The sequence below is a fragment of the Streptomyces sp. NPDC058239 genome (genome assembly GCF_042882185.1).
Lineage (GTDB): Bacteria > Actinomycetota > Actinomycetes > Streptomycetales > Streptomycetaceae > Streptomyces.
Map to the genome: position 1 here is coordinate 113,412 of NZ_JBHVWS010000001.1, position 23,245 is coordinate 136,656.

At 70.4% G+C, this 23,245-nt stretch carries 20 protein-coding genes and 1 pseudogene; 9 read left to right on the forward strand and 12 right to left on the reverse strand.

What is annotated here, in order from left to right:
* Both ACFVYE_RS00550 and ACFVYE_RS00555 read left to right on the forward strand, forming a co-directional pair.
* On the forward strand, positions 1-474 hold the full coding sequence (locus ACFVYE_RS00550) for a GNAT family N-acetyltransferase (RefSeq protein WP_383959608.1): 474 nt from the start codon (positions 1-3) through the stop codon (positions 472-474).
* 101 nt (positions 475-575) lie between these two features.
* The gene (locus ACFVYE_RS00555) at positions 576-2,027 is read left to right on the forward strand and encodes a peptidoglycan D,D-transpeptidase FtsI family protein (RefSeq protein ID WP_389603405.1); all 1,452 of its coding nucleotides are present in this window, start codon (positions 576-578) and stop codon (positions 2,025-2,027) included.
* A 108-nt stretch (positions 2,028-2,135) separates the two neighbouring features.
* Here the strand turns inward: ACFVYE_RS00555 and ACFVYE_RS00560 are convergent.
* The 4 genes and pseudogenes from ACFVYE_RS00560 to ACFVYE_RS00575 form a co-directional block, all read right to left on the reverse strand.
* Positions 2,136-2,264: pseudogene (locus ACFVYE_RS00560) on the reverse strand (sugar ABC transporter permease); the annotation flags it as partial.
* 141 nt (positions 2,265-2,405) lie between these two features.
* Positions 2,406-4,142, reverse strand: coding sequence for an L-arabinonate dehydratase (gene araD / locus ACFVYE_RS00565; protein ID WP_389603710.1), 1,737 nt, complete (start codon positions 4,140-4,142; stop codon positions 2,406-2,408).
* Positions 4,139-5,041 (reverse strand): dihydrodipicolinate synthase family protein, encoded by a 903-nt coding sequence (locus ACFVYE_RS00570; protein ID WP_383959635.1) that lies wholly within the window; start codon positions 5,039-5,041, stop codon positions 4,139-4,141. Before ACFVYE_RS00570 ends, araD begins: the two co-directional genes overlap by 4 nt.
* A 32-nt stretch (positions 5,042-5,073) precedes the next feature.
* Positions 5,074-5,736 (reverse strand): GntR family transcriptional regulator, encoded by a 663-nt coding sequence (locus tag ACFVYE_RS00575; RefSeq protein WP_383959612.1) that lies wholly within the window; start codon positions 5,734-5,736, stop codon positions 5,074-5,076.
* A gap of 266 nt (positions 5,737-6,002) precedes the next feature.
* Between ACFVYE_RS00575 and ACFVYE_RS00580 the strand changes: the two genes are divergently transcribed.
* Positions 6,003-7,235 carry an MFS transporter gene (locus tag ACFVYE_RS00580; protein WP_389603407.1) on the forward strand — a complete coding sequence of 411 codons (1,233 nt, stop codon included), beginning with the start codon at positions 6,003-6,005 and terminating at the stop codon, positions 7,233-7,235.
* On the opposite strand, the gene ACFVYE_RS00585 is transcribed toward ACFVYE_RS00580, so the two are convergent.
* A complete protein-coding gene (locus ACFVYE_RS00585) occupies positions 7,218-8,396 on the reverse strand; it encodes a hypothetical protein (RefSeq protein WP_389603409.1) in 1,179 nt (392 codons plus the stop codon). The two genes, ACFVYE_RS00580 and ACFVYE_RS00585, sit on opposite strands and share 18 nt — an antisense overlap.
* Entirely contained in the window at positions 8,393-9,352 is a 960-nt protein-coding gene (locus ACFVYE_RS00590; RefSeq protein ID WP_383959616.1) for a 5-dehydro-4-deoxyglucarate dehydratase, read from the reverse strand. Before ACFVYE_RS00590 ends, ACFVYE_RS00585 begins: the two co-directional genes overlap by 4 nt.
* Before the next feature lie 331 nt (positions 9,353-9,683).
* On the opposite strand from ACFVYE_RS00590, the gene ACFVYE_RS00595 reads away from it, so the two are divergent.
* Both ACFVYE_RS00595 and ACFVYE_RS00600 read left to right on the forward strand, forming a co-directional pair.
* Positions 9,684-10,493, forward strand: coding sequence for an NAD-dependent epimerase/dehydratase family protein (locus ACFVYE_RS00595; protein ID WP_389603411.1), 810 nt, complete (start codon positions 9,684-9,686; stop codon positions 10,491-10,493).
* Positions 10,494-10,623: 130 nt separating this feature from the next.
* The gene (locus ACFVYE_RS00600) at positions 10,624-11,844 is read left to right on the forward strand and encodes a TerD family protein (RefSeq protein WP_383979733.1); all 1,221 of its coding nucleotides are present in this window, start codon (positions 10,624-10,626) and stop codon (positions 11,842-11,844) included.
* 109 nt (positions 11,845-11,953) lie between these two features.
* Here ACFVYE_RS00600 and ACFVYE_RS00605 read toward each other — a convergent pair whose 3' ends face one another.
* From ACFVYE_RS00605 to ACFVYE_RS00620, 4 genes are all read right to left on the reverse strand, one after another.
* Positions 11,954-12,178 carry a hypothetical protein gene (locus ACFVYE_RS00605; RefSeq protein WP_327275883.1) on the reverse strand — a complete coding sequence of 75 codons (225 nt, stop codon included), beginning with the start codon at positions 12,176-12,178 and terminating at the stop codon, positions 11,954-11,956.
* Between the two features lie 78 nt (positions 12,179-12,256).
* On the reverse strand, positions 12,257-13,837 hold the full coding sequence (locus ACFVYE_RS00610) for a TROVE domain-containing protein (protein ID WP_383974367.1): 1,581 nt from the start codon (positions 13,835-13,837) through the stop codon (positions 12,257-12,259).
* Between the two features lie 544 nt (positions 13,838-14,381).
* Complete coding sequence (locus ACFVYE_RS00615; RefSeq protein ID WP_383974364.1) at positions 14,382-15,854, reverse strand: alkaline phosphatase PhoX; 1,473 nt, start codon at positions 15,852-15,854, stop codon at positions 14,382-14,384.
* A gap of 219 nt (positions 15,855-16,073) precedes the next feature.
* Positions 16,074-17,528 carry a hypothetical protein gene (locus ACFVYE_RS00620; RefSeq protein ID WP_389603414.1) on the reverse strand — a complete coding sequence of 485 codons (1,455 nt, stop codon included), beginning with the start codon at positions 17,526-17,528 and terminating at the stop codon, positions 16,074-16,076.
* A gap of 197 nt (positions 17,529-17,725) precedes the next feature.
* On the opposite strand from ACFVYE_RS00620, the gene ACFVYE_RS00625 reads away from it, so the two are divergent.
* The gene (locus ACFVYE_RS00625; protein ID WP_383974358.1) at positions 17,726-19,573 is read left to right on the forward strand and encodes an endonuclease/exonuclease/phosphatase family protein; all 1,848 of its coding nucleotides are present in this window, start codon (positions 17,726-17,728) and stop codon (positions 19,571-19,573) included.
* Positions 19,574-19,620: 47 nt separating this feature from the next.
* On the opposite strand, the gene ACFVYE_RS00630 is transcribed toward ACFVYE_RS00625, so the two are convergent.
* Positions 19,621-20,334: an antibiotic biosynthesis monooxygenase gene (locus ACFVYE_RS00630; RefSeq protein WP_383974355.1), complete on the reverse strand. Its 714-nt coding sequence runs from the start codon at positions 20,332-20,334 to the stop codon at positions 19,621-19,623.
* Between the two features lie 135 nt (positions 20,335-20,469).
* Between ACFVYE_RS00630 and ACFVYE_RS00635 the strand changes: the two genes are divergently transcribed.
* From ACFVYE_RS00635 to ACFVYE_RS00645, 3 genes are all read left to right on the forward strand, one after another.
* A complete protein-coding gene (locus ACFVYE_RS00635) occupies positions 20,470-21,603 on the forward strand; it encodes a lipid II:glycine glycyltransferase FemX (RefSeq protein ID WP_389603417.1) in 1,134 nt (377 codons plus the stop codon).
* Between the two features lie 98 nt (positions 21,604-21,701).
* Positions 21,702-21,959 (forward strand): hypothetical protein, encoded by a 258-nt coding sequence (locus ACFVYE_RS00640; RefSeq protein ID WP_389603419.1) that lies wholly within the window; start codon positions 21,702-21,704, stop codon positions 21,957-21,959.
* Positions 21,956-22,399: a GNAT family N-acetyltransferase gene (locus ACFVYE_RS00645; RefSeq protein ID WP_383974347.1), complete on the forward strand. Its 444-nt coding sequence runs from the start codon at positions 21,956-21,958 to the stop codon at positions 22,397-22,399. Before ACFVYE_RS00640 ends, ACFVYE_RS00645 begins: the two co-directional genes overlap by 4 nt.
* A gap of 17 nt (positions 22,400-22,416) precedes the next feature.
* On the opposite strand, the gene ACFVYE_RS00650 is transcribed toward ACFVYE_RS00645, so the two are convergent.
* Positions 22,417-23,055, reverse strand: a complete 639-nt coding sequence (locus ACFVYE_RS00650) for a DUF4232 domain-containing protein (protein ID WP_383974370.1) — start codon at positions 23,053-23,055, stop codon at positions 22,417-22,419.
* Positions 23,056-23,245: the final 190 nt, after the last annotated feature.

A 23,245-nucleotide genomic window follows, 5' to 3' on the forward strand; every position in this document is an offset into this window, starting at 1 on the left:
ATGCGGGTTGCCCTGCGCGAGGTGCGCGACAGCGATCTGTCGTCGTTCTTCGCGTTCATGTCCGACCCGGAGTCCGTCAGGACGGCCGCCTTCACCAGCGAGGACCCCACCGACCGGCATGCGTTCGACGCCCACTGGCGACGGATCCTGGCCGACGGCTCCATCGTGATGCGGACGGTGGTCGTGGACGGCGCGGTGGTCGGCAACGCCGGGGCGTACGGGCCGCCGGACGACCGCCAGGTCACCTACTGGATCGACAGGGCGCACTGGGGCCGCGGGCTCGCGACGGCCGCGCTGCGCGCGCTGCTCGACGTCGTACCGGAGCGCCCGCTGCACGCACGGGCCGCGGCCGACAACACCGGCTCGCGCCGAGTGCTGGAGAAGTGCGGGTTCGCCGTCACCGGCAAGGACCACGGGTTCTCGCACGCCCGCGGCGAGGACACCGACGAACTGCTCTTCACGCTGCCGGGGTGACGGGGGCATCGCCCCCGGCCGCCCCGGCCCGATCATGAGGAATCGGTGAGAAGCGGCACAACCGGGAACGCCGCGCGGCGCGCCGCTCGTCCCTCACTGGGATGAACAAAACGATCAGACACGCCTCGGTCTTCTGCCTGCTGCTGGTCCTCGCCCTGCTGGTGCGGGCGACCTGGGTGCAGGCGTACCAGGCACAGGCGCTCGCAGACGACGAACACAACCGGCGGAACACCATCGCGCAGTACGCGCAGCCGCTCGGCGACATCATCGTGGCCGGGAACCCGGTCACCGGATCGAAGAGGACGGTGGGCAGCGACCTCGCGTACAAACGCACATATACGCAGGGCGAGCTCTACTCTGCCGTCACCGGCTACAGCTCGCAGGCGTACGGTGCCACGCAGATCGAAGGGATCTACAGCCATGTGCTGGACGGCACCGACGACCGGCTGAAGAACCCGATGGACATGCTGACGGGCAAGCAGGCCTCCCCCGGCAACGTCCTGACGACGATCGACCCCGATGTGCAGAAGGCCGCGTACGAGGCGCTCGGCGACGACAAGGGTGCGGCGGTCGCGATCGACCCGAAGACCGGGCAGATCCTCGGCATGGTCTCCACCCCTTCGTACGACCCCTCGACGATCAGCGGGACGGCGGACGGCGACGCCTGGAAGAAGCTGCTCGACGACGAGAGCAAGCCGCTGGTCAACCGTGCGCTGCGGCAGCCGCTGGCACCCGGTTCGACGTTCAAGCTGGTGGTGGCGGCCGCAGCGCTGGAGAACGGGCTGTACGGCTCCGTCGACGAGCGCACGGACAGCCCCAATCCGTACACCCTGCCGGGCACCAGCACCGTCCTGAAGAACGAGAGCGCCTCGGCCCCCTGCGAGAACGCCACGCTGCGCACCGCGCTCCAGTACTCCTGCAACAACGTCTTCGCGAAGGTCGCCGCCGACCTCGGCCAGGACAAGGTCAGGGCGATGGCGGAGAAGTTCGGCTTCAACACCGAGAAGCTCGATGTGCCCGTACGGGCCTCCCAGAGCATCTACCCGTCCGGCATGGACAAGCCGCAGACGGCGCTGACGGGCATCGGCCAGTTCGAGGTCACCGCGACACCGCTGCAGATCGCCATGGTCTCGGCCACCCTCGCCAACGGTGGCGAACTGGCCGCACCGCACATGGTGTCCGAGGTGACGGACTCCAAGGGCAACACGCTCGAGGACTTCGCGGACGGGGACACGAAGCGGGTCGTCTCGCAGTCCACCGCCGAGCAGCTGCGCAGTGCGATGGTGACCGTCGTCGAAGACGGCACCGGCACCAACGCCCGGATCGACGGGGCCGAGGTGGGCGGCAAGACGGGTACCGCGCAGAACGGCGTGGGCAACAGCAAGACCCCGTACGCCTGGTTCACCTCGTACGCGAAGGACAGCTCCAGCGGCAAGGAGGTCGCGGTGGCGGTGATCGTCGAGGACTCGGGCGCGGCCCGCTCGGAGGTCAGCGGCAACGGCCTGGCGGCGCCGATCGCGCAGAAGATGATGAAGGCGGCGCTCAAGGAGTGAGGGAGGCGGGGCGACCGCGGCGAGCGGGGTGAGGAAGAGGCCGACCGCGAACAGCGCGCCGTGACCGGGGAAACGAAGCCGGTGCGTGCGCCCTCGCCGGTCGAGCCGCGGTCGCTGATGGAAGCCCAGCATCAGCAGCCCCGCGGGGGCGATCAGCAGATACGGCAGTCGGCGGGGGCTCGCGGAGCGGCGCCGGGGCACCTTGGGCGGTGTGGCCACAGCGGCGGCTTGGGCCATGACACGTCTCCGTTCTGTCTCAGGTGCTGGCGCGATGCGTGTAGCGCGCAAGCGCTTGCCGCACGGCGTTCGGTATCTCGGACAAGCGGTGCGCCGGAAGTTCGGTCGGCGTACGGGTCGCTCAGCCGGCGTATGGGTCGTTCAGCCGGCGTAGGGGTCGGGCACTTCTCCCTGCCGGGCCAGGAAAGCGAAGTCGCAGCCGGTGTCGGCCTGGGTGATCTGGTCGTGGTACAGCGCCCCGTATCCGCGCCCGTACCGGGTGGGCGGCGGCGTCCATACGGCCCTGCGCCGCTCCAACTCCTCATCGGATACGTCGAGATGGAGAAGACGCGCCTGGACATCCAGGGTGATCGGGTCACCGGTGCGGACCAGGGCGAGCGGCCCGCCGATGTAGGACTCGGGCGCGATGTGCAGCACGCACGCCCCGTAACTGGTGCCGCTCATCCGGGCGTCGGAGATCCGCACCATGTCCCGTACACCCTGCTTGAGCAGGTAGTCGGGGATCGGCAGCATGCCGTACTCGGGCATCCCGGGTCCGCCCTTGGGGCCTGCGTTGCGGAGCACCAGCACATGGTCCGGGGTGAGGGCCAGGGCCGGGTCGTTGATGGTGCGCTGCATCTCCTTGTAGTCGTCGAAGACGACCGCGGGGCCGGTGTGGCGCAGCAGTGCGGGCTCGGCCGCGATGTGCTTGATGACCGCACCGTCCGGGCAGAGATTGCCGCGCAGCACCGCCACGCCGCCCTCGTCCGCCAGAGGGTTGTCGCGTTCCCGGATGACATCACTGTTGTGGACGAGCGCCCCTTCGAGCTGTTCGCGAAGGGTGTCGTACGAAACGGTGGGCCGGTCCAGATGGAGTACGTCGGTGAGCCGGTCCAGGAACCCGGGCAGCCCGCCGGCGAAGTGGAAGTCCTCCATCAGGTACTGGCCGCCGGGGCGGAGATTGGCCAGGACCGGCACGGTTCGGGCGATCCGGTCGAAGTCGTCGAGGGTGAGCTTGATTCCGGAGCGGCCCGCCATGGCGATCAGATGGATGACGGCGTTGGTGGAGCCGCCGAGCGCGAGAACGGTGGCGACCGCGTCCTCGTAAGCCTCCGCGGTGAGGATCTGCGACAACTTCCGCTGCTGCATGATCAGTTCGACGATCCGCAGTCCCGACTGGGCGGCCATTCGGTCGTGTCCGGAGTCGACGGCCGGGATGGAGGAGGCCCCCGGCACGGTGACGCCGAGCGCTTCGGCGGCGGCCGTCAGGGTCGATGCGGTGCCCATCGTCATGCAGTGGCCGGGGGAGCGCGCCAGCCCGTTCTCCAGCTCGGCCATCTCGCAGTCGCCGATGAGGCCGGCGCGCTTGTCGTCCCAGTACTTCCACATGTCGGTGCCGGAGCCGAGAACTTCGTTGCGCCAGTGCCCCGGCAGCATCGGCCCGGCCGGTACGAAGACGGTCGGCAGGTCGACGGAGGCCGCGCCCATCAGCAGCGCGGGCGTCGACTTGTCGCAGCCGCCCATCAGCACGGCTCCGTCGACCGGGTAGGAGCGCAGCAGCTCCTCCGTCTCCATGGCCAGCATGTTGCGGTAGAGCATCGGGGTCGGCTTCTGGAACGTCTCCGACAGCGTGGAGACCGGGAATTCGAGCGGGAAGCCGCCCGCCTGCCAGACGCCCCGCTTGACCGCCTGCGCACGGTCGCGCAGATGGACTTGGCAGGGGTTGATGTCGGACCAGGTGTTGAGGATCGCGATGACGGGCTTGCCGAGGTGCTCCTCGGGGAGGTAGCCGAGCTGCCTCGTCCGGGCCCGGTGGCTGAAGGAGCGCAGCCCGTCCGTCCCGTACCACTGGTGGCTGCGCAGCTCCTCGGGGCCGATTCTGCCGTCCCGGGCCGTCATATCGACCACGCGGCGACCTCGTCGGCGACCTCGTCGCGCTGTGCCTCGGGCAGCACCCGGCTGGGCGGGCGGACATCGCGGCGGCAGAGTCCCAGCGAGGCGAGGGCCTCCTTGACGACCGTCACATTGTTGGCGGACTGCCGGTCGGCGCGCAGTTCCTCGAAGCGGCGGATCTGCTCCCAGACCTTCATCGCGGCCGGGTGGTCACCGGCCCGCAGCGCCTCCAGCATGGCGAGCGAGACGCCGGGGGCGACATTGACGAGCCCGGAGGTGAAGCCGGTGGCACCGGCGGAGAAGTAGGCGGGGGCGTACAGCTCGGCGAGACCGGCGATCCAGACGAAGCGGTCCAGGCCGGCGTCGCGGGCGAAGGCGGCGAACCGTGCGGCGTCCGGTACGGCGTACTTCACGCCGATGACATTGGGGCAGCTGTCGGCGAGCGCGGCGAGGTGTTCGCCGCTGAGCTGCGGGTTGCGGATGTAGGGGACGACGCCGAGCCCGGGGACGGCCCCGGCGATGGCCCGGTGGTAGTCGATCCAGCCGTCCTGCGAGACATACGGGTGTACGGGCTGATGCACCATCACCATCTCGGCACCGGCGTCGCGCGCGTGCTCGGCGGCGGCGACCGCGGTCGGCACGTCGTGCCCGACGCCGACCAGGACCGTGGCGCGGTCACCGGTCTCGTCGATGGTCAGCTCGGTGACGGTGCGCCGCTCTTCGGGGGTGAGCGCGTAGAACTCCCCGGTGTTGCCGTTCGGGGTGAGGGTGCGGACACCGCCGTCGAGGAGCCGCCGCAGCAGTCCGCGGTGGGCGGCCGTGTCGATGGTCCCGTCCTCGGCGAACGGGGTCACCGGGATCGCCACGACATCTGCGAGGGCCGCCTTCAGCGGTGTGAAGTCCATGCGGACAGGCCTTTCGTCGGTGTGCTGGTGGTTCATGCCCGGTCCCCCTCGCTCTCCGCTTCCTCGGGGAACGCGCGGCTGACGAACGACGCGATGTGGTCGTGCAGGGCCCGGGCCGCGGCGTCCGCGTCGTCGGCGAGCGCGAGCCGCAGGATCTCGCGGTGCTCGGCCGCCTCCCGCTCCCAGGACGGGATGGTCGCCCAGGCGACCGTCGACACGAGTGCGGCCTGGTCGCGGACCTCGTCGAGCATCCGGGCCAGCAGTGGGTTGCCGCAGGGCATGTAGAGCGCCCGGTGGAAGTCCCGGTTGGCGAGCGACCTGTCCGCCTTGTCGCCGGCCGAGTCGGCCCGCTCCAGGGCCTCCTGGGCGGCATCGAGCGAGGCCCTGCGGGTGATGGAGCGCCGCAGCGCCTCCGGTTCGAGGAGCAGGCGCACGTCGTACACCTCCCGTGCCATGGCCGCGTCGACCAGGCGCACGGTGACGCCCTTGTACTGGCTCATGACGACGAGCCCGGTACCGGCAAGGGTCTTGAGCGCCTCGCGCACCGGCGTCTTGGACACCCCGAACTGTGCGGCGAGCTCGGTCTCGACGAGCGCCTGCCCTGGTCTCAGCTGCGCGGTGAGGATCGCGTGCTTGATCGCCTCCAGCACGTACTGGGTGCGGGACGGAATCGGGGTGGGCGTCGCAAAGGTCATGGGTGAAGGGCTCTCACATCTCGCATATCGCGTCTCATATATGACGTACGAAGTACGACGCGATGAAGCTAGAGGCGCCGTGAATGTTTCGTCAACGCTTCCGACAGAAGAACTTCGCCGGATTACGACGTGTGCCCTACGCCGATCGCGGGGCCCGGCCACCCCCACCGCGCGGCCTACGACATCTTCCCGATGCCCCGCAACAGCCGTACCGGCCAGCCTGACTGCGTAACGGAAGTGCGGGTCAGGGAGGTTCGGTGGGCGCGATGGCAGGGCCGGCGGCAGGGCGGGTACTACGGGACCGGACGGCGGGGCTGTTCCTGGCAGCGGTCGTCGTCTCCGGATTCGGCAGTTCCGCGATGTCGCTGGCGGCGGGGATCTGGGTCAAGTCGCTGACCGGCTCGGACAGTCTGGCGGCGCTCGCCCTCTTCGCCGTCTGGCTGCCGGTGCTCTTCGGGCCGGCCCTCGGGGCGGTGGCCGACCGATGGCCCAGGAAGCCGCTGCTGGTCTGGTCGAACGTCGTCATGGCCCTGCTGCTGACCACCTTGACCGCGGTGGATTCGGCGGGGCGGATCTGGATCCTTTTCGCGGTGCTCGTGCTGTACGGGACCAGCTTCGTGCTGATGGACTCGGCCGAGTCGGCCCTGGTCGCACAGGCCGTGGACGCCCGCCTGCTGGGCGATTTCAACGGCTTGCGGATGATGGCGAATGAGGGCATGAAGCTGCTGGCCCCGCTCACCGGTGCGGCGCTCTACGCCCGCTTCGGGGGCGCCTCGGTGGCCCTGCTGGACGCGGTCTCCTTCGCACTGGCCGCCGGGCTCTACGGACTGCTGCGGGTACGGAAGCAGGACCCGGCGACGGTCGAGGACCGGGAGGGCGGATGGGCCGCCGGGATGCGGCAGGTCTGGGGGTCGCCGGTGCTGCGGCCGCTGGTGCTCGCCGGATCGGTCACGATGCTGTGCGCCGGGCTCAACGGGGCGACGCTGTACGCCGTCGTGGACGGGAGGCTCGGTCACTCCGCCTCGTACGCGGGTGTGCTCTCCGTGGCACAGGGCGTCGGGTCCATCATGATCGGGCTACTGGCCGGGCCACTGCTGCGGCGGCTGCCGGAACGGGTGTTCACGGCGGCGGGGATCGCCGTGTTCGCGGTGGCGGTGGGCCTGCGGGCGCTGCCGTACGACGCGGTGGCGCTGGTGGCCTGCGGCCTGATCGGGGCCGGACTGCCGTGTGTACTGATCGCCGCGATGACGGCGGTGCAGCGGGAGACGCCGGACGCGCTCCTGGGCCGGACGGCGGCGACCGCCGGCACGCTGATGTTTGCGCCCAACGCGGTGGCGCTGGCGCTCGGTGCGGGGCTGGTCGCGCTGGTGGACATCCGGGTGCTGCTGCCGCTGGTGGGCGCGGCGGCGTTGCTGACGGCGGCCCTGCTGGTCACGGGCCGGCGGGGACCGCTGACGGGGGCCCCCACCGGCCCGCTTCCTTCATCGACCGAGGCGTGACAGCGCTCCGGCGACGGTCCTGAGGTCCGGGCCCGAAGCCAGCCCGGCGTGGTACAGGCGCAGTTGATTCGCGCCGCACGATGCCGCATGCGCGGCGTCGCGCTCCAGCGTGGCGGGGCTGCCGCCCATCCCCGTGACCACGGTGAAGTTGGCCGCGAGCACACCCTCGCGCCCGGCGAACGGGCCGAGTACGCCCTCGCGCGCCGCGTCACCGCCGGTGCAGGGCAGCACCACACCGTCCGCCACGGACAGGATGTGCTCCGGGTCGACACCGACGTTGGCACCACAGCGGTACGGCGCGGGGTCGGCGTGCAGCAGCACCTGGAAGCCCGGCTCCGCCGCCGCCCGAACGGCGGCGACCGCGGACTCCTGGAGCGTACGGGCGACCTGGCCGCGCCACCGGAGGGTGGCGGCGGCGAGGTCGGCACCGAGGAGCTTCTCGATGCCCGACCACCCGGTCTCCGGGGAGCCGGAACCGGACCAGGCCGGTTTCAGCGCGCGGCGTACGGTCGCGGCCAGCTCATCGGCGTCCAGGCCCTGTTCGGCGTATCCGGTCCGGCAGTCGGGGCAGAAGCAGAGCGACATCAGATACTGTGCCGCGTCCCCGAGGCCGACGCCCGCGATCTTGTCGTGGGCGTGCAGATGCGCGAAGCCGTACCAGCCGCAGGACTCCAGCTCGGTACCGCGCGCACCGCCTCGTACCGCCGCCTCCGCCGCCAGAGCGACCAGATACTCGCCCACCGCGGGCCGTGCGATGCACGGCGCCCAGGGGTAGCGGTCGCCGTACGCGTTGACCACGGAGGTGTCCGGATGCTCGGCACCCAGCCGGGAGTTGTGCGCCAGGACCACCCAGGTGTGCACCTCGAGACCGGCGTCGGTGAGGGCCTGTGCGGCTTCGGCGTACGGATCGTCCGAGGTCACCCAGGACTGCTCGTACGGACGCAGTTCGCGCCCCGCCCACCGGGCGGCATCCGGCGGGTAGAGCACCGCGGCATGCTCGGCCGTGACGATACGGCGGCCGGGGTGGCGCGGGGTCAGCGCCCGGGTGGAGTGATAGGCGGCGGCGAGCGTCACCTGCTGGACTCCCAGGTCGGCGACGCGGGCGGCCGCGTCCGGGTCGCCGACGACGTCCCACGGATAGAGGAAGGCCGAGGTCTTCACCCGCGCTGCTCCTGCCCGTACTTCTCCAGCAGGGCGCGGCCGCGCGCGATGATCTCGGTGAGCTCCTCGACGTGGGCGGCGGGCGGCTCGCTGAGCGGGGTGCGGACCTCGCCCACGTCCAGGCCGCCCATCCGGACGGCTGCCTTGACGAGCGAGACCGCGTAGCCGCGGCCCTTGGCACGCAGTTCGACGAGCGGCCGGTAGAAGTGGTCGAGGAGTGCGTTGGCCAGGTCGTCGTCGCCGGAGTCCAGCGCCCGGTGGAAGGCGAGCGCGATGTCCGGCGCGAAGGCGAAGACGGCGGAGGAGTACAGCGTGACGCCGATGCCCCGGTAGGCGAGGCCGGTGAGTTCGGCGGTGGGCAGCCCGTTGAAGTAGAGGAAGTCCTGGCCGGGCAGTTCGGTGCGGACGGCGCTGACGATCCGCTGCATCAGGTCGAGGTCGCCGTAGCCGTCCTTGAGGCCGATGATGCCGGGCGTCCCGGCCAGTGCGACGACGGTCTCCGGGGTGAAGACGGCATTGTCACGCTGGTAGACGATCGTCTCCAGACCGGTGGCCGCGGCGAGCGCCGTGTAGTGGCTCAGCAGCCCTGCCTGGTCGGCGAAGACCAGATACGGGGGCATGGCGAGGAGCCCGTCCGCGCCCGCGTCCTCGGCGAGCTTCGCGTACTGGATCGCAAGCGCCGTGCCGTATCCGGCTCCCGCGACGACGGGCACCTCTCCGGCGGTCTCCTCGACGGCCGCGGCGACGACGAGGCGGAATTCCTCCGGCGTCAGGGCATGGAACTCACCGGTGCCGCAGCAGGCGAAGACGGCAGCCGCACCGGCGTCGATACCGGTCCGCACATGCGCGCGGAAGGCGTCGATGTCGATCGCGCCGTCCGGTCCGTACGCGGTGACGGGGAAGAAGAGCGGCCCGGCGACACGGGTGAGTCGGGCGGCAAGAGGGGCTGAGGTCACGGGCGCTCCCTGAGCAGGTTCAGGCGTGCACAATTCTGATCGGTGTCCATATTTATGAACGCTCTCACGCTAAGGCAGCATCCCGGCACAGGTCAAGGCGGGAGCGCGCAACCCGTCCGATCACGAAGACAGAGTTACCGACTCCACGAGAGACTCCGCGAGAGAGGCACCCGACACTTGACGCCGTACGTCATGACTTCTTAGCTTGTCCATCCATATGAATGCTGTCCATGGATTTGACGTCCCACGGGTACATGTCGCAGGTACCGCAGGGGCCGTGCACGCGCGCGCAGGCCGCGCGCGTGCACCTATGTACCGAGGAGATCCGCGTATGCCCGCTCCCCGCACCGTCCTGCTCACCGGCGCCGCCGGCGGCCTCGGCACCCTGATGCGCGGACTTCTGCCCGCGTACGGCTACGAGCTCCGCCTCTTCGACGTCGCCCCGATCGAGGGCGAGCCGGACGCGATCACGGCCGACCTCGGTGACAAGGAGGCGCTGCGCGAGGCCGTGCGGGGTGTCGACGCGATCATCCACCTCGCGGGCATCTCCCTGGAAGCCTCGTTCGACAAGATTCTGAAGGCGAACATCGAGGGGACGTACAACCTCTACGAGGCCGCGCGCGAAGAGGGCGTCGGGCGCATCGTGTTCGCCTCCTCCAACCATGTCGTCGGCTACACCCCTCGCCCGCTCCCCGGCGACCCGCTGATCCCCGTCGACGCCCCGCGCCGCCCCGACACCTTCTACGGCCTGTCCAAGTCCTTCGGCGAGGACCTCGCCCAGCTGTACTGGGACCGGCACGGCATGGAGACCGTCTCCGTACGCATCGGCTCCTGCTTCCCGGAACCGACATCCGTACGGATGCTCTCGGTCTGGATGAGCCCCGAGGACGGCGCCCGGCTCTTCCACGCCGCACTCACCGCCGGGGACGTGCGGCACACCGTCGTCCACGGCTCGTCCGACAACACCCGGCTGTGGTGGGACCTGACGACGGCCCGCTCGCTCGGATACGAGCCGAGGGACGACTCGGAGCCGTACGCGGCCAAGCTCATCGCCGAACAGGGTGAGCTGGACCCGGACAACCCCGACCACGCCCACCTCGGCGGCCACTTCTGCACCAACCCGCCGATCTGGCCGCACTAGCCGGTCCGGCCGGGCCGGCTAGCCCGGCAGCGCAGCCGCGCAGCCGCGCAGCCGCGCAGCCGCGCCAAGAGTGCGCCAAGGCGGGTGAAGGTAAGGGAACGGCAAAGCCCGGTCGTTCGTTACCCCGTGCATGACCGCTATGACCCCCGGCTCGAACATCCCTCTCTCCGCCGCCCGCGTGGCAGTGGACGTCTCCGCACCGGTGCGGCTCGACGTTTCGGGCCTGCTGCTCACCGCCGACGGCAAGGTGCGCTCCGACGACGACTTCATCTTCTACAACCAGCCCGCCGGCCCCGGCGTGACGTATCGCTCCGGCGGCGGCACCGCACCGGACGCGATCGTGGTGGACACCACCGCGGTCCCGTCCGGCATCGAGAAGATCGTCGTCACGGCGAGCCCGGATGCGGCGGGCCAGACCTTCCAGGGCATCGAGCCCACCGCGACCGTGCGCAACGCCGACGACGGCAGTGTGCTCGCCACGTTCACCCCGCCCCAGCTGGGCGCCGAGACGGCGCTCGTGGTCATCGAGGTCTATCTCCGCAACGGCGCCTGGAAGGCCCGCGCGGTCGGCCAGGGCTATGCGAACGGACTGGCCGGTATCGCCACGGACTTCGGCGTCTCGGTCGAGGAGGAGCCCGCCGCCGCTCCCGCGCCCGCCCCCGTCGCACCCCCGATGCCCGCCGCGGCCCCGGTGGACCCGCGGATCGCCGCGCCTGTGGCCCCCGCGGCCCCGCCGGCCCCGCCCGCCGCCGCTCCCGCGCCCGCCGCCTCCGGCAAGATCAACCTCGACAAGGGCCGGGTCAGTCTCCAGAAGAACCAGACGGTCTCCCTGGTCAAGGGCGGCCGCCCATTGCTCTCCCAGGTCAAGATGGGCCTCGGCTGGGAGCCCGCGTTCCGCGGCAAGGACATCGACCTCGACGCCTCGGTGATCGCCTACGGCCCCAACCGGAACCACCTGGACAGCTGCTACTTCGGCAAGCTCTCCATCCTGAACGGCGCGGTCAAGCACTCCGGCGACAACCTCACGGGCGAGGGCGCGGGTGACGACGAGGTGATCGTCGTCGACCTTGGCCGGATCCCGGCCGAGGCGACCGGTCTGGTCTTCACGGTCAACTCGTTCACCGGCCAGAAGTTCACCGAGGTCGCCAAGGCCTACTGCCGGCTGATCGACGCCACCACCGGCGAGGAGCTGGTCCGCTTCGACCTGACCGGCGCCGAGCCGCAGACCGGCGTGATGATGGCCAAGCTGATCAAGCAGTTCTCCGGCGAGTGGGAGATGACGGCCATGGGCGACTTCGTGAAGTCGCGCACCGTCCGGGGCATGGTGAAGCCCGCCGCCCAGGCGCTGTAGCGCCGCAAAGGTCCCCGACACGGCTTCAGGGGCACCTGCGGGTGCAGGTGCCCCTGAAAGCCGAAGAGCGTGACGGGGACGCGGACGCTGCGCGTGCTCGCCGCCTCTCTCAGAGCTTGGTCAGCTTGGAGTACGGGCTCAGGATCCTCCCCTGTCGCCCCGAGAAGTCGATGAGCACTGCGTCGTTGTCGCCCTCGACAGCCAGGACTCGACCGAGTCCGAACTGGTCGTGCGACACCCTGTCGCCCACATCGAACAATTCGACCGGTGGGGCCGCCTGGGCCGGGCGGTTGAAGGGACTGGAAGGCAGGTATCGCCGGGCTGACTGTTTCATTACCTTGAGTATGCGCCCTGGGAACGCCCGACGCCATGCCCGTCGACTCCTGGGGGCGCACTGATGCCGGATTCGTAATCAGCGATTCCAGGGCCAGTCCGCGTCCCGGCCCGCTTCCAGCAGGGGCACCATGCGGAACGCCGCGTCCGAAAGACCCCCGAAGGTGTGGCGGTTCCCACCTCCCGACGGGGCGTGCCCGACCCGGTATCCGGCCAGGTTCCAGGTGTAGACGGGCACGCCGGCCGGCACGGCCGCGGTGGCATCCGCGGCGTACGAGAACGACGCCTGCTCATCGGTGACGATCAGTACCCGGTCATGGGCCCGGTAGTGACGGCGCACCGCCTCCGCGGTGTTGGTGCCGCCGAGGTCACCGAAGCGCTCCAGGACCTTCAGCACGGACTCGCCCCGGCGATACGTCACCGGTGCGCTGTTCGTACCGAACTGCACCAGATCGGCGTCGGCTGCCCGCAGCGCCAGCGCCGTACCGAAGATCGCGGCGGCGTCGGCCCGGTTGAGCTGTGAGCGGTCCGAGAGCGGCGACCACATCGAGCCCGAGCGGTCGACCAGGACCAGCGTCCGCCCCGGCAGCGCGGGCACACTGCCCAGGGAGTGGCCGAGCGCCTTCTCCAGCGGGTGTGCCCAGCGCAGCGAGGGCGCGTGCTGATAGGCGGCGAGGTAGCGGAACGGGAACTGCCGAGATGCGGCGACCACGGCCGGGTCGCAGATCTTCGCAGCCACCTGCGCGGCGACCTCGTCCGAGACGCCCGCCTCGTCGAAGTTGCGCAGATTACGGACGAGCGCCATCGCGCCCATCGACGGAATCACCGCTTCCCAGGCCTTGGCGTCCATCGGCCCCTGCAGCCAGCCCGCCAGGGCCTCCCAGGTCATGCCTGCGGCAGCCAGCCGGTCCGCACCGTCCGCACCTACGACCACGGCACGCCGCTCCTCGACCGGCAGCTCCATCAGCGCACGGTGCGCGGTGAGGGTGCGGTCGGAGACCGGCACCACGGCCGCCTCCGGGTGGTGGCGGCGGTCGAGGGCGTACCGGAACAGCTCGCCCTGCCACGGCTTCTGCGGGTCGGGCGCGGCGTGCACCAGGTTCAGGATGTCGCCGAAGCGGTAGCCCTTGGACGCGGTGTCGTACTTCAGCAGCGACTTGCCGTTGTAGAGGCGGCGCACGGCATCGGCGATGCCGCGCTTGACGGGCTTGGGCACGGCACGGCCGTAGCGCGAGGTCCAGTACCCGAGGAGTTCGCCGGGCTCGTCGGCGCGCAGCAGAACGGAGTCGACGACCTGCCGGTTGGACGGCCCGTCCTCGGCACCCGCGTCGAGCCGTGCCTTCACGTACTCGGCGGCGCCGACGATCGAAGCGGTACGCATCTGGCCGTCGCGGCGCAGCCAGTGGAGCAGACCGGCGGTCCACTCGGGGTCGGCGACGGCAAGGACCCGCACCAGTTCGGCGAATCGGCTGTCGCGCTGCTCGCCGTCCTCGTAAAAGGTCTGCTGCGAAACGAAATTGGCGACGGCGAGCAGAAAGAGCTCGGATCGATTGTCACGGAGATGTCCACGGCCGCCCTGGTGGGTCGGTGCGGTGCGCCCGGTCGACTTCACGGGCGAGGTGGCGCGGGGCTTGATGATGCGGATGTTGAAGCGTGCCATGTGAATTCCCCCGAATTCATTGGGAGAAGGCACAGCGGGAAAAGGGTGCCCGAGATCAGGAGTCGGCGACGGGCTTGCCTGATGCTCTACCGCTTGAGCTACCGGCCGTGGCCGGACGGGACTTGAACCCGCAACCGTCAGATCCGAGAAGTATCCGTCACCTGCGCACCGGGCACCCCCCGATGTCTGTGCCTCCCGAGATCAGAGTCGGCGGCGGCGATTTTCGTTTCAAGAAGTAGCCGCAGCCTGCGCACCGGGAGGTGCATGCAGTACTTGCCTGTGAAGTTTTGATGTCCAGAGATCGGAGTCGGCGGAACCGACGAAGGCGCTCTGCCTCTGAGCTACGCCTGTACGAATACGGGCGGCGGGACTCGAACCCGCGACATCCTCCTTGGAAGTAGGTCCTGCCTGCGCACCTGGACACAGACAGGACTCTAGAGGGGTGGTTCCGCGGCGCGCGAGGGAATTACGTGCGAAGGGTGGACGCGCACGGGATCACGCCCGAGGAGGATTCCGCGCGGACGGCTTCCGGCGGTGCCGGCCTTCAGTGGCGGTTCGGCTGGCGCTTCCACGGACCGGTGATGGCGAGCATGATGCCCGGCGTCTGGATGTTGGCGTACAGCGTCCTGCCGTCGGGCGAGAACGTGACACCGGTGAACTCGCTGTACTCCGGCTCCTGTTCGCTGCCGATGTTCAGCTCGTTGCGGGCGATCGGGTACGTGCGGCCGCTGTCGGTCGCCCCGAACAGGTGCTGGATGCCGTTGCCGTCCTCGGCGATGACCAGACCGCCGTACGGCGAGACGGTGATGTTGTCCGGGCCGTCGAAGGCGCCGTCCTTCGACGGGTCGGCGTTCACACCGAGGAGCACCTTCAGTGTCAGCGTGCGGCGCTTCGGGTCGTAGAACCAGACCTGGCCGTCGTGCTGGACCGGGCTCTCCTCGCGGGCGAACGAGGAGACGATGTACACGCCGCCGTCACCCCACCACATGCCTTCGAGCTTGCGCGCGCGGGTGACCTCGCTGTCCGCGAACTGCTTGCGCACCGAGACGGTCTTCGCGTCACGGTCGGGTACGTCGACCCAGTCCACGCCGTACACCGTGCCGATCCTGGTGGCGCGGGACAGGTCGTCGACGAACTTGCCGCTGCTGTCGAAGCACTTGGTGGCCTGGAGGACACCGGCGTCGTCGGCGAGCGTGCGCAGCTTGCCGCGGCCGTGCCGGAAGCCGTGCGGCGGAACCCAGCGGTAGAGCAGTCCGTTGGGGCCCGCGGCGTCCTCGGTCAGGTAGGCGTGGCCGCGCTTGGGGTCGATGACGACGGCCTCGTGGGCGTACCGGCCGAGCGCCTTGATCGGGCGCGGGTCGCGGTTGGCGCGCTTGTCGTACGGGTCGACCTCGAAGACGTAGCCGTGGTCCTTGAGCAGGCCGTTCTTGCCGGCCTTGTCCTCGGTCTCCTCGCAGGTGAGCCAAGTGCCCCACGGGGAGGCGCCGCCCGCACAGTTGGTGGACGTACCGGCGATGCCGACCCACTCGGCGGTACGGCCGTCGCGGCGGGTCTCCACCACGGTGCAGCCGCCGGCCGCGACCGGGTCGTAGACGAGACCCTCTGCCAGCGGCACCGGGTGCTCCCAGCCGGCGCGGGTGCCGCTCAGCTCGTGGTTGTTGACGAGCAGGGTGACGCCGCGCGGGCCCTCGAAAGTGGCCGTGCCGTCGTGGTTGGAGGGGGTGTACTCGCCGGACTCCAGCTTGGTGACACCGCTGTGGGTGATGACCTTGTAGGAGAAGCCGGCGGGCAGCGCGAGGAGTCCCTCGGGGTCGGCGATCAGGGGCCCGTAGCCGGGCTCGTGGCTGTGACCGTGACCGTGGTCATGACCGTGGCCGTGGCCGTCGTGGCCGTGCTTGGAGTCCTCTGCGGCCAGGGCACCGGGCGCGGTGGCCAGCGCGGCGACCGTACCGGTCAGGGCGATGCCGGCACCGGTGAGGGCGGACTGTCTGGTGAATTCCCTGCGCGTGAAGGGCATCACGTACTCCTGGAGCAACTGGACGGGTTGTTGGTGCGCCCACAATCGCGCTCCTGTGCCAACACCAGTTGAACTACGGACGACGTCGAGGGGCATCCTTCCTGTGCAGTTGGCCGGATGCGGTCGGCCGGAGTGGATGCCGCGCCCGGTCCGTGCCGTCCGCCGCGAACCGCCACGCTCACGCCGCCCGCGTGAGCGGGCGGCGCAACCGCCCGGGTCTCAGGCCCCTGTCCGCGACCGCGCCTTGAAGGCCGCCTTGCGGGCCTCCTTGGCCTTCTTCTTGTCGCTGTGCAGCCGCCCCATCGCTTCGAGGACGTCCGCCGTCGCCGGGTGTTCCACCCGCCACGCCTCGTCGAAGAAGCCGCTGTGCTGGCCTGCCAGGCCCTCGACCAGGCTCTGGAGCTCTTCCAGCTCGCCCTCGGACTCCAGCTGGGCCGCGATCGTGTCGATGGTGAGCCAGAAGATCATCGACTCCGGCGGTGCGGGTACGTCCGCCGCGCCCAGCTCCGCGAGCCAGACCCGTGCGAGACCGCCCAGTTCCGGGTCGTCCAGCACCGCGCGCACCGCGGGCTCCGCCTCCGCGCCGACCAGGGCGAGCGCCTGCTGGCAGTGGAGGCGGCGCAGCGGTGCCTGCTGGTCCGCGCCGCGTGCCGCCGCGAGGAGTTCAGCCGCGGCGCCGTCCGCGCCGCGCCGGGTGAGCCACAGCTCGACCTCGCTGCGCGCCACCGTCTCGGGGTAGTACGCGATGCCGCCGAGGAGTGCGTCGGCGCCCTTGTCCGCGAGGTCGCCGATCACCGGGGCGTCCACTCCGGCCTCCAGCATCCGGGCCCGGATGCCGTACAGGCCGAGCGGGGTCAGCTTCACCATTCCGTAGCGGGTGATGTCCTCGTCGTCGGCCTGCGGGGCGGCGTCCTCGCCCGCCTCGACCAGCAACGTCTCGTCCACCGGGCGGTATTCGACGATCCCGATGGGTTCCAGGACCCGGAACTGGTCGTCGAGGCGCATCATCGCCTCGGACACCTGCTCAAGGACGTCGTCGGTGGGCTCGCCCATGTCGTCGGGCACGATCATCGACGCGGCGAGCGCGGGCAGCGGAACGGGCGCCGTGTCCGCTCCGCCGTCGCCGACGGTGAGCAGATACAGATTGCCGAGGACCCCGTCGAGGAATTCCGCCTCGACCTCCGGGTCCCAGTCCAGGGCTTCGAAGTCGACCGAGCCGTCCTCGCCGACCAGATCGGCGAGATCATCGAAGACGGGCGCGGTGGCGTCGGCATGGACGGCCTCCAGACCGTCGAGCCAGATCGAGAGGACGTCCTGCGGTGAACCGCCGGTGATCAGCGCCAGATTCTCACCGGCGGCGGCGGTCCCCTCCGCGCCCTCTCCCGCGGCCTCCTCCGGGTCCTCGATGTCGACGAGCCCCGCGTCGACCGCGAGCCGCCACGCCTCGCTCGCCTCCGCCGCACCGTCCTCATCCGCCGTGAGGCCGAGGTGCTCGGCCGCCGCGGGCAGCTGTTCCTCGACGAGCTCGCCACCGGCGCCGACCCGGGTCTCCGGGCCCGCCCAGCGGGCGAGCCGGACAGCGCGGGCGAGCAACGGCGCGGCGAGCGCGTCCCGTGCCAGCTCGGCCTCGGTGTGCAGCCGTACGGGCGGCAGGGTGGGGCGCTCTGCGGACATCAGGTGGTTCTCCTCGGGACGTACGGGGCGTACGGGTTCAGGCGGCCCAAGCGTAGACGCATTTCGCCCCATGCCACCCGGTTCATGCGACGGACAGCGGCAGTCCACCCGGGGGACCTTGACAACTGCCTTGCCCACACAAGAGATTGACGCGCGTAGACCTCCACTCCTGACCCTCGATACCCCCGGAGCCCGTGATGCCCGCCGCATCGTCCAGAACGACCGCTGTCTCCGCCGTAGTCACCGCTGCGCTCGCCGCGGGCCTGCTCACCGGCGCAGCCACCGCCTCCGCGTCCGCCTCCCCGTCCGCCGACGGCCAGGTCCGTATCCACGACATCCAGGGCGCCACCCGGATATCCCCGCTCACCGGCCGGCAGGTCAGCGGTGTCACGGGCATCGTCACGGGTGTGCGGACGTACGGCTCGAAGGGCTTCTGGTTCCAGGACCCCGAGCCCGACGCCGACCCCGCCACCAGCGAGGGCGTCTTCGTCTTCACCGGCTCCGCACCGACCGTCGCGGTCGGTGACGCGGTCACGGTCTCCGGCACGGTCACCGAGTACGTCCCGGGCGGACTCTCCTCCGGCAATCAGTCGCTCACCCAGATCAGCAGGCCCACCGTCGCGGTGATGTCCTCCGGCAACGCCCTGCCCGTGCCGGTGACGGTCTCGCAACGCTCGGTCCCCTCGCGGTACGCCCCGGAGGGTGACCCCGCGGCGGGCGGCTCCATCGATGCGCTCCCCCTCGCCCCGGCCCGCTACGCCCTGGACTACTACGAGTCCCTGGAGGGCATGAACATCCGCATCGGCACCTCTCGGGTGGTCGGCGCCACCGACCCGTACGCCGAGCTGTGGGTGACGGTGAAGCCGCACGAGAACGCAAGCCGCCGCGGCGGGACGGTCTACGGCTCGTACACCGCGCAGAACACCGGCCGGCTCCAGATCCAGTCGCTGGTGCCGCTCGCCGAGCAGCCGTTCCCCACCGCCGATGTCGGTGATGTGCTGTCCGGTACGACCGAGGGTCCGCTCGACTTCAACCAGTACGGCGGCTACACGCTGACCGCCCGCACCCTGGGCACCGTCACCGACAAGGGCCTGCGCCGGGAGACGACCCGCAAGCAGCGCGGCGGCGAGCTGGCGGTGGCGACGTACAACGTCGAGAACCTCGACCCGGGCGACCCGCAGGAGAAGTTCGACGCGCTCGCCGCCGCCGTGGTCGACAACCTCGCCTCGCCCGACATCGTGGCACTGGAGGAGATCCAGGACAACAACGGCGCGAAGAGCGACGGTACGGTCGCCGCCGACCGGACGGTCCAGAAGTTCACCGACGCGATCCTGGCGGCGGGCGGCCCGGCGTACGAGTGGCGTTCCATCGACCCCGAGGACAAGAAGGACGGCGGCGAGCCCGGCGGCAACATCCGCCAGGTGTTCCTCTTCAACCCGGAGCGGGTGTCGTTCACCGACCGCGCGGGCGGCGACGCGACGACGGCGACCGATGTCGTTCGGGAGCGGGGCCGGGCGGCCCTGACCCTCTCCCCCGGCCGGATCGATCCGGCGAACGCGGCGTGGCAGGACAGCCGCAAGCCGCTCGCCGGAGAGTTCAGCTTCCGCGGCCGTACGGTCTTCGTCGTCGCCAACCACTTCGCGTCCAAGGGCGGCGACGAGTCCATCGTCTCGCAGCACCAGCCGCCGGCCCGCTCGTCGGAGGTCCAGCGGCACGCGCAGGCCGAGGCGGTCAACACCTTCGTCAAGAAGCTGCTGAACGTCCAGAAGAACGCGGACGTCCTGGTCGTCGGCGACATCAACGACTTCGAGTTCTCCGGCACGACAAAGGCGCTGACGGCCGGTGACGTGCTGTACCCGGCGGTGAAGTCCCTGCCGCGCCCGGAGCGCTACTCGTACGTCTACCAGGGCAACACCCAGGTCCTCGACCAGATCCTGACCAGCCCGTCGATCGACGGCTTCCACTACGACAGCGTGCACATCAACGCCGAGTTCGCCGACCAGAACAGCGACCACGACCCGCAGGTGCTCCGCTTCCGCCCGTAGCCCGCTCGACGCCAGGGCCTGTCCCGCCCCGATCCGCTGGACAGGCCCTACGCGCCCGCCCTCGGCCTCATGCCGAGCGCGGGCGTGTACCGGTGCACGCCTCCGCCGACGACCCCCGGGTACGACTGCACCCGCTCCCACTGCGGCGTCCTCGACCCGACCCCGTCACCGGGCCCGGCCAGCGCGTCGACATGGGCCTGCGCGCTCTGCCATTCGGCGTAATTGAGTACGCGCGTTCCATCGGTGCTCACATGGAAGTGTCCGGAGATGCCGCCGGGGGCGTGCGCCGGATCGGTCCCCAACGCCTCGAACACGGTGTCCACCCAGTCCCGCTGCCGCGCCTTGTCCGCCCCCTCGAACTCGACGTCGACGATCACGATGCACCCCGGCTCCCGCCCCTCCCCCTCCCGCAGCAGCGCGGAGCGGTACAGCTCAAGGGTGTGCAGCCCGAGCCGCTGGATGCCCGGCACCGCGGCGTCGATGTCCGCGTTGCGCTCGTCCCGGCCGTGCCGGAAGAAGTCCTGATACGCCTGCTCCCCACTCCACTGGGTGTAATGGAACAACGTCTTCCCGTCCTCACCGGCATGGACGGTGTACGAGAGCAGCCCCGGGTGCGGCCACTCACGGCTGTCCCACGCCTTGCGAATGGCCTCGACCGTCTGCCGCTGCCGCTCGGGGGTGCCGACATCCCAGGTGCTCGCCTTGACCAGTCCGACGTCATTACGGGCAAGATCGGGACGGGATTCGAATTGCACGCTCATGCCGGGTCCTCCTGAATGGTGCACCCATGCGGTGCGCCGCTGCCGACCACACTGGTACGTCAAGTGCGCTTGAGGTCAACAACACTCCCCGTTGACGCCGTCAGGCCACCGACAGGACAACGAACGGAGTACCTCATGAAGCTGCGCCTCAAAGCGATCACCCGGGAGGAACATCTGGCGTTCGTCGCGAGCCGGCCCGCCGTGAGCCATATGCAGGTTCCGTCGTGGGGCGATGTGAAGCCCGACTGGCGCGCGGAGAGCATCGGCTGGTTCCACCGGGACGGCGCCGGCCCGGAACGGATCGTCGGAGCCGGGCTCGTCCTCTACCGGCCGATCCCCCGGGTGAGACGCTATCTGGCCTATCTGCCGGAAGGCCCCGTCGTCGACTGGCACGACGCCGGTCTGAGCCGGTGGCTGGATCCGATGCTGGCGCATCTGAAGGCGCAGCGTGCGTTCTCGGTACGCATGGGCCCACCCGTGGTCGCCCGGCGCTGGGACGCCGGGACCGTCAAGGACGCCATCGCCGACCCGGCCACCGGACGGCTGCGCGACGTGGAGGCGGATGTGAACGAGCCGCAGGCCGCCGCGCTCGTGGAACAACTGCGCCGACTGGGCTGGCAGCAGGGCGAGGAGGGCGGCGAGGACGGTTTCAGCGCCGGACAGCCCAGGTACGTCTTCCAGGTGCCGTTCGCCGAGCAGCCGCTGGAGGAGATCCGGAGCAATCTGAACCAGCAGTGGCGGCGCAACATCAAGAAGGCGGAGAAGGCGGGCGTCAAGGTCGTCGAGGGAGGCTACGAGGACCTTCCGGCCTTCTACGAGCTGTACCGCGAGACGGCCGAGCGCGACCGCTTCATCCCCCGCCCGCTCGTCTACTTCCAGCGCATGTGGACCGCGCTGCGGACCGAGGACCCCGACCGGATGCGGCTCTATCTCGCCCATCACGACGGCGAAACGCTCGCCGCGGCGACGATGCTGACCGTCGGGAACCACGTCTGGTACTCCTACGGCGCCTCGACCAGCCGCAAGCGCGAGGTCCAGCCGAACAACGCCATCCAGTGGCGCATGATGAGCGACGCGCACGAGAGGGGCGCGGCCGTCTACGACCTGCGCGGCATCACCGACACCCTGGACGAGAGCAACCATCTCCTGGGCCTGCTGCGCTTCAAGGTCGGCACCGGCGGCCGGGCAGCCGAGTACATCGGTGAGTGGGACTACCCGATCAACAAGGTGCTCCACAAGGTCTTCGCGCTCTACATGGCGCGCCGCTGACCTCACCGTCCCCAAAGAGCGTCGAGCCTTGCTGCTCGGCCTCGGCATGATCGCTTGCCGCGTCCGGGCGGCAGCGGGAACGGTGGGAGATGCTCTCCGTGGCGCACCTCAGCGATCCGCATCTCACCACCGGCGCCCTGGCCGGTGAGCCGGCGGCCGGGCCGAACCCGGCCCTGCGCCGGGTGCTCGCGCTCGATCCGCGGCCGGACGCGGTGGTGATCACCGGTGATCCGGCCGAGTGGGGGCGGTCGGACGAGGGCTCCCCGGGTCACGCGCACGGTGCCGGCCGGCCACGCAGCCGCACCGGTGCCCGGGTACTGAGCGCTCCGGCGCCCGTGCCAGACTCCGGAGCGTGATCCTTCGTACCGCCACCCGCGCCGACCTGCCCGCCGTCCTCGCCCTCCTCGAAGACGAGGAGCGGGTCGTCGACCCGGCCTCGGTCGTGGTCGACGACACGTACGAGAAGGCCTTCGCCGCCATCGAGAGCGACCCGCGCAACGAGATGCTCGTCCTGCTCGACGGCGACACCGTCCTGGGCTGTCTGCAGGCGACCTACATACCCGGGCTCGGCAAGCACGGCGAGGAGCGGGCGCTGATCGAGGCGGTACGGATCAGGGCCGACCGGCGGGGCGGCGGACTGGGCCGGGAGCTGATGAAGCAGACCGTCGACCGGGCCCGGCTGCGGGGGTGCGGGCTGATACAGCTGACCAGCAACAAGCGGCGTACCGACGCACACCGGTTCTACGAGTCGCTGGGCTTCGCCCGCAGCCACGAAGGCTTCAAGCTCGCTCTCTGATTCCCCTTTTCGCCGGGCTACCGGGACGGTTCGGTCCGCCAGGCGGTCATGTTCAGCTCGTCGAGCAGCCGTACGTCGCTTCCCTCCAGCGGGAAGGTGCGCGCCTCCAGGCCGGGGGCCGGTGCGATCTCCAGCGCGTCGCCCTCGATGAGGTCGCCGCCTGTCGGGGTGGAGACCCAGGCGAGGAGCGACCGCATCGTCTCTCCCGGCTTCAGCATGACCTCCTTCGGCCCCGGGTCGCTCCCCATGTAGGAGGAGCCCGGATTCACTGGGACCGGCAGCGGGTCACCGGCGTCGTCCAGGGCCCGGACGGACGGATATCCGTCGACGCGGTACGGCTTGCTGCCGCAGTTGGTGAGGGTGAGGCCGACGGCCCGGTGGCCCAGCGCGGCCTGTACCTCGCCCATGTCGACGACCACCCCGGAGGACGGGCAGCCGGCTCCGCCGACGCCCGCGGTGGGCGTGGGGGCGGGCCCCTGCGCCGACGGGGGCGGCGGCCGGTCGGGGAGCGCGGCGGGGATGCTGGGCAACGGTGACGGCAGCTTGTCGGCGTGCACCCCGTACGAGGCGCTCGGTGTGGGCTCCGGCTCGCCCTCGCCCGCCGGCACGAGAAATCCGGCGCATCCCGAGAGCGACAGGCCCAGCGCCCCGGCCATGAGCACGGCGGCCGTCGGCCTCCGTCTCCCGGTCCTCGCCCGATTCGGTTCCCGCACGCTCATGACCCCGCCCCCGTGTCGGTCCGCCGCATGGATGTTCGATCATGCCAGAGCGCGGAGCCCCCTCCCACAATTGTTGAGCATTTCTTCCTCTTGACCCCAAGAAGAACTAAGTGGACCTTCACGGTCC

Excerpts from the sequence above, each read along its gene's own strand:
- ACFVYE_RS00625 (WP_383974358.1), top strand. The coding sequence starts at position 17,726 with ATGCCCGCCGCATCGTCCAGAACGACCGCTGTCTCCGCCGTAGTCACC.
- ACFVYE_RS00580 (WP_389603407.1), top strand. The coding sequence starts at position 6,003 with ATGGCAGGGCCGGCGGCAGGGCGGGTACTACGGGACCGGACGGCGGGG.
- ACFVYE_RS00615 (WP_383974364.1), bottom strand. The coding sequence starts at position 15,854 with ATGCCCTTCACGCGCAGGGAATTCACCAGACAGTCCGCCCTCACCGGT.
- ACFVYE_RS00620 (WP_389603414.1), bottom strand. The coding sequence starts at position 17,528 with ATGTCCGCAGAGCGCCCCACCCTGCCGCCCGTACGGCTGCACACCGAG.
- araD (WP_389603710.1), bottom strand. The coding sequence starts at position 4,142 with ATGACGGCCCGGGACGGCAGAATCGGCCCCGAGGAGCTGCGCAGCCAC.
- ACFVYE_RS00635 (WP_389603417.1), top strand. The coding sequence starts at position 20,470 with ATGAAGCTGCGCCTCAAAGCGATCACCCGGGAGGAACATCTGGCGTTC.
- ACFVYE_RS00570 (WP_383959635.1), bottom strand. The coding sequence starts at position 5,041 with ATGGACTTCACACCGCTGAAGGCGGCCCTCGCAGATGTCGTGGCGATC.
- ACFVYE_RS00600 (WP_383979733.1), top strand. The coding sequence starts at position 10,624 with ATGACCGCTATGACCCCCGGCTCGAACATCCCTCTCTCCGCCGCCCGC.
- ACFVYE_RS00605 (WP_327275883.1), bottom strand. The coding sequence starts at position 12,178 with ATGAAACAGTCAGCCCGGCGATACCTGCCTTCCAGTCCCTTCAACCGC.
- ACFVYE_RS00595 (WP_389603411.1), top strand. The coding sequence starts at position 9,684 with ATGCCCGCTCCCCGCACCGTCCTGCTCACCGGCGCCGCCGGCGGCCTC.
- ACFVYE_RS00630 (WP_383974355.1), bottom strand. The coding sequence starts at position 20,334 with ATGAGCGTGCAATTCGAATCCCGTCCCGATCTTGCCCGTAATGACGTC.
- ACFVYE_RS00555 (WP_389603405.1), top strand. The coding sequence starts at position 576 with ATGAACAAAACGATCAGACACGCCTCGGTCTTCTGCCTGCTGCTGGTC.
- ACFVYE_RS00550 (WP_383959608.1), top strand. The coding sequence starts at position 1 with ATGCGGGTTGCCCTGCGCGAGGTGCGCGACAGCGATCTGTCGTCGTTC.
- ACFVYE_RS00650 (WP_383974370.1), bottom strand. The coding sequence starts at position 23,055 with ATGGCCGGGGCGCTGGGCCTGTCGCTCTCGGGATGCGCCGGATTTCTC.
- ACFVYE_RS00610 (WP_383974367.1), bottom strand. The coding sequence starts at position 13,837 with ATGGCACGCTTCAACATCCGCATCATCAAGCCCCGCGCCACCTCGCCC.
- ACFVYE_RS00575 (WP_383959612.1), bottom strand. The coding sequence starts at position 5,736 with ATGACCTTTGCGACGCCCACCCCGATTCCGTCCCGCACCCAGTACGTG.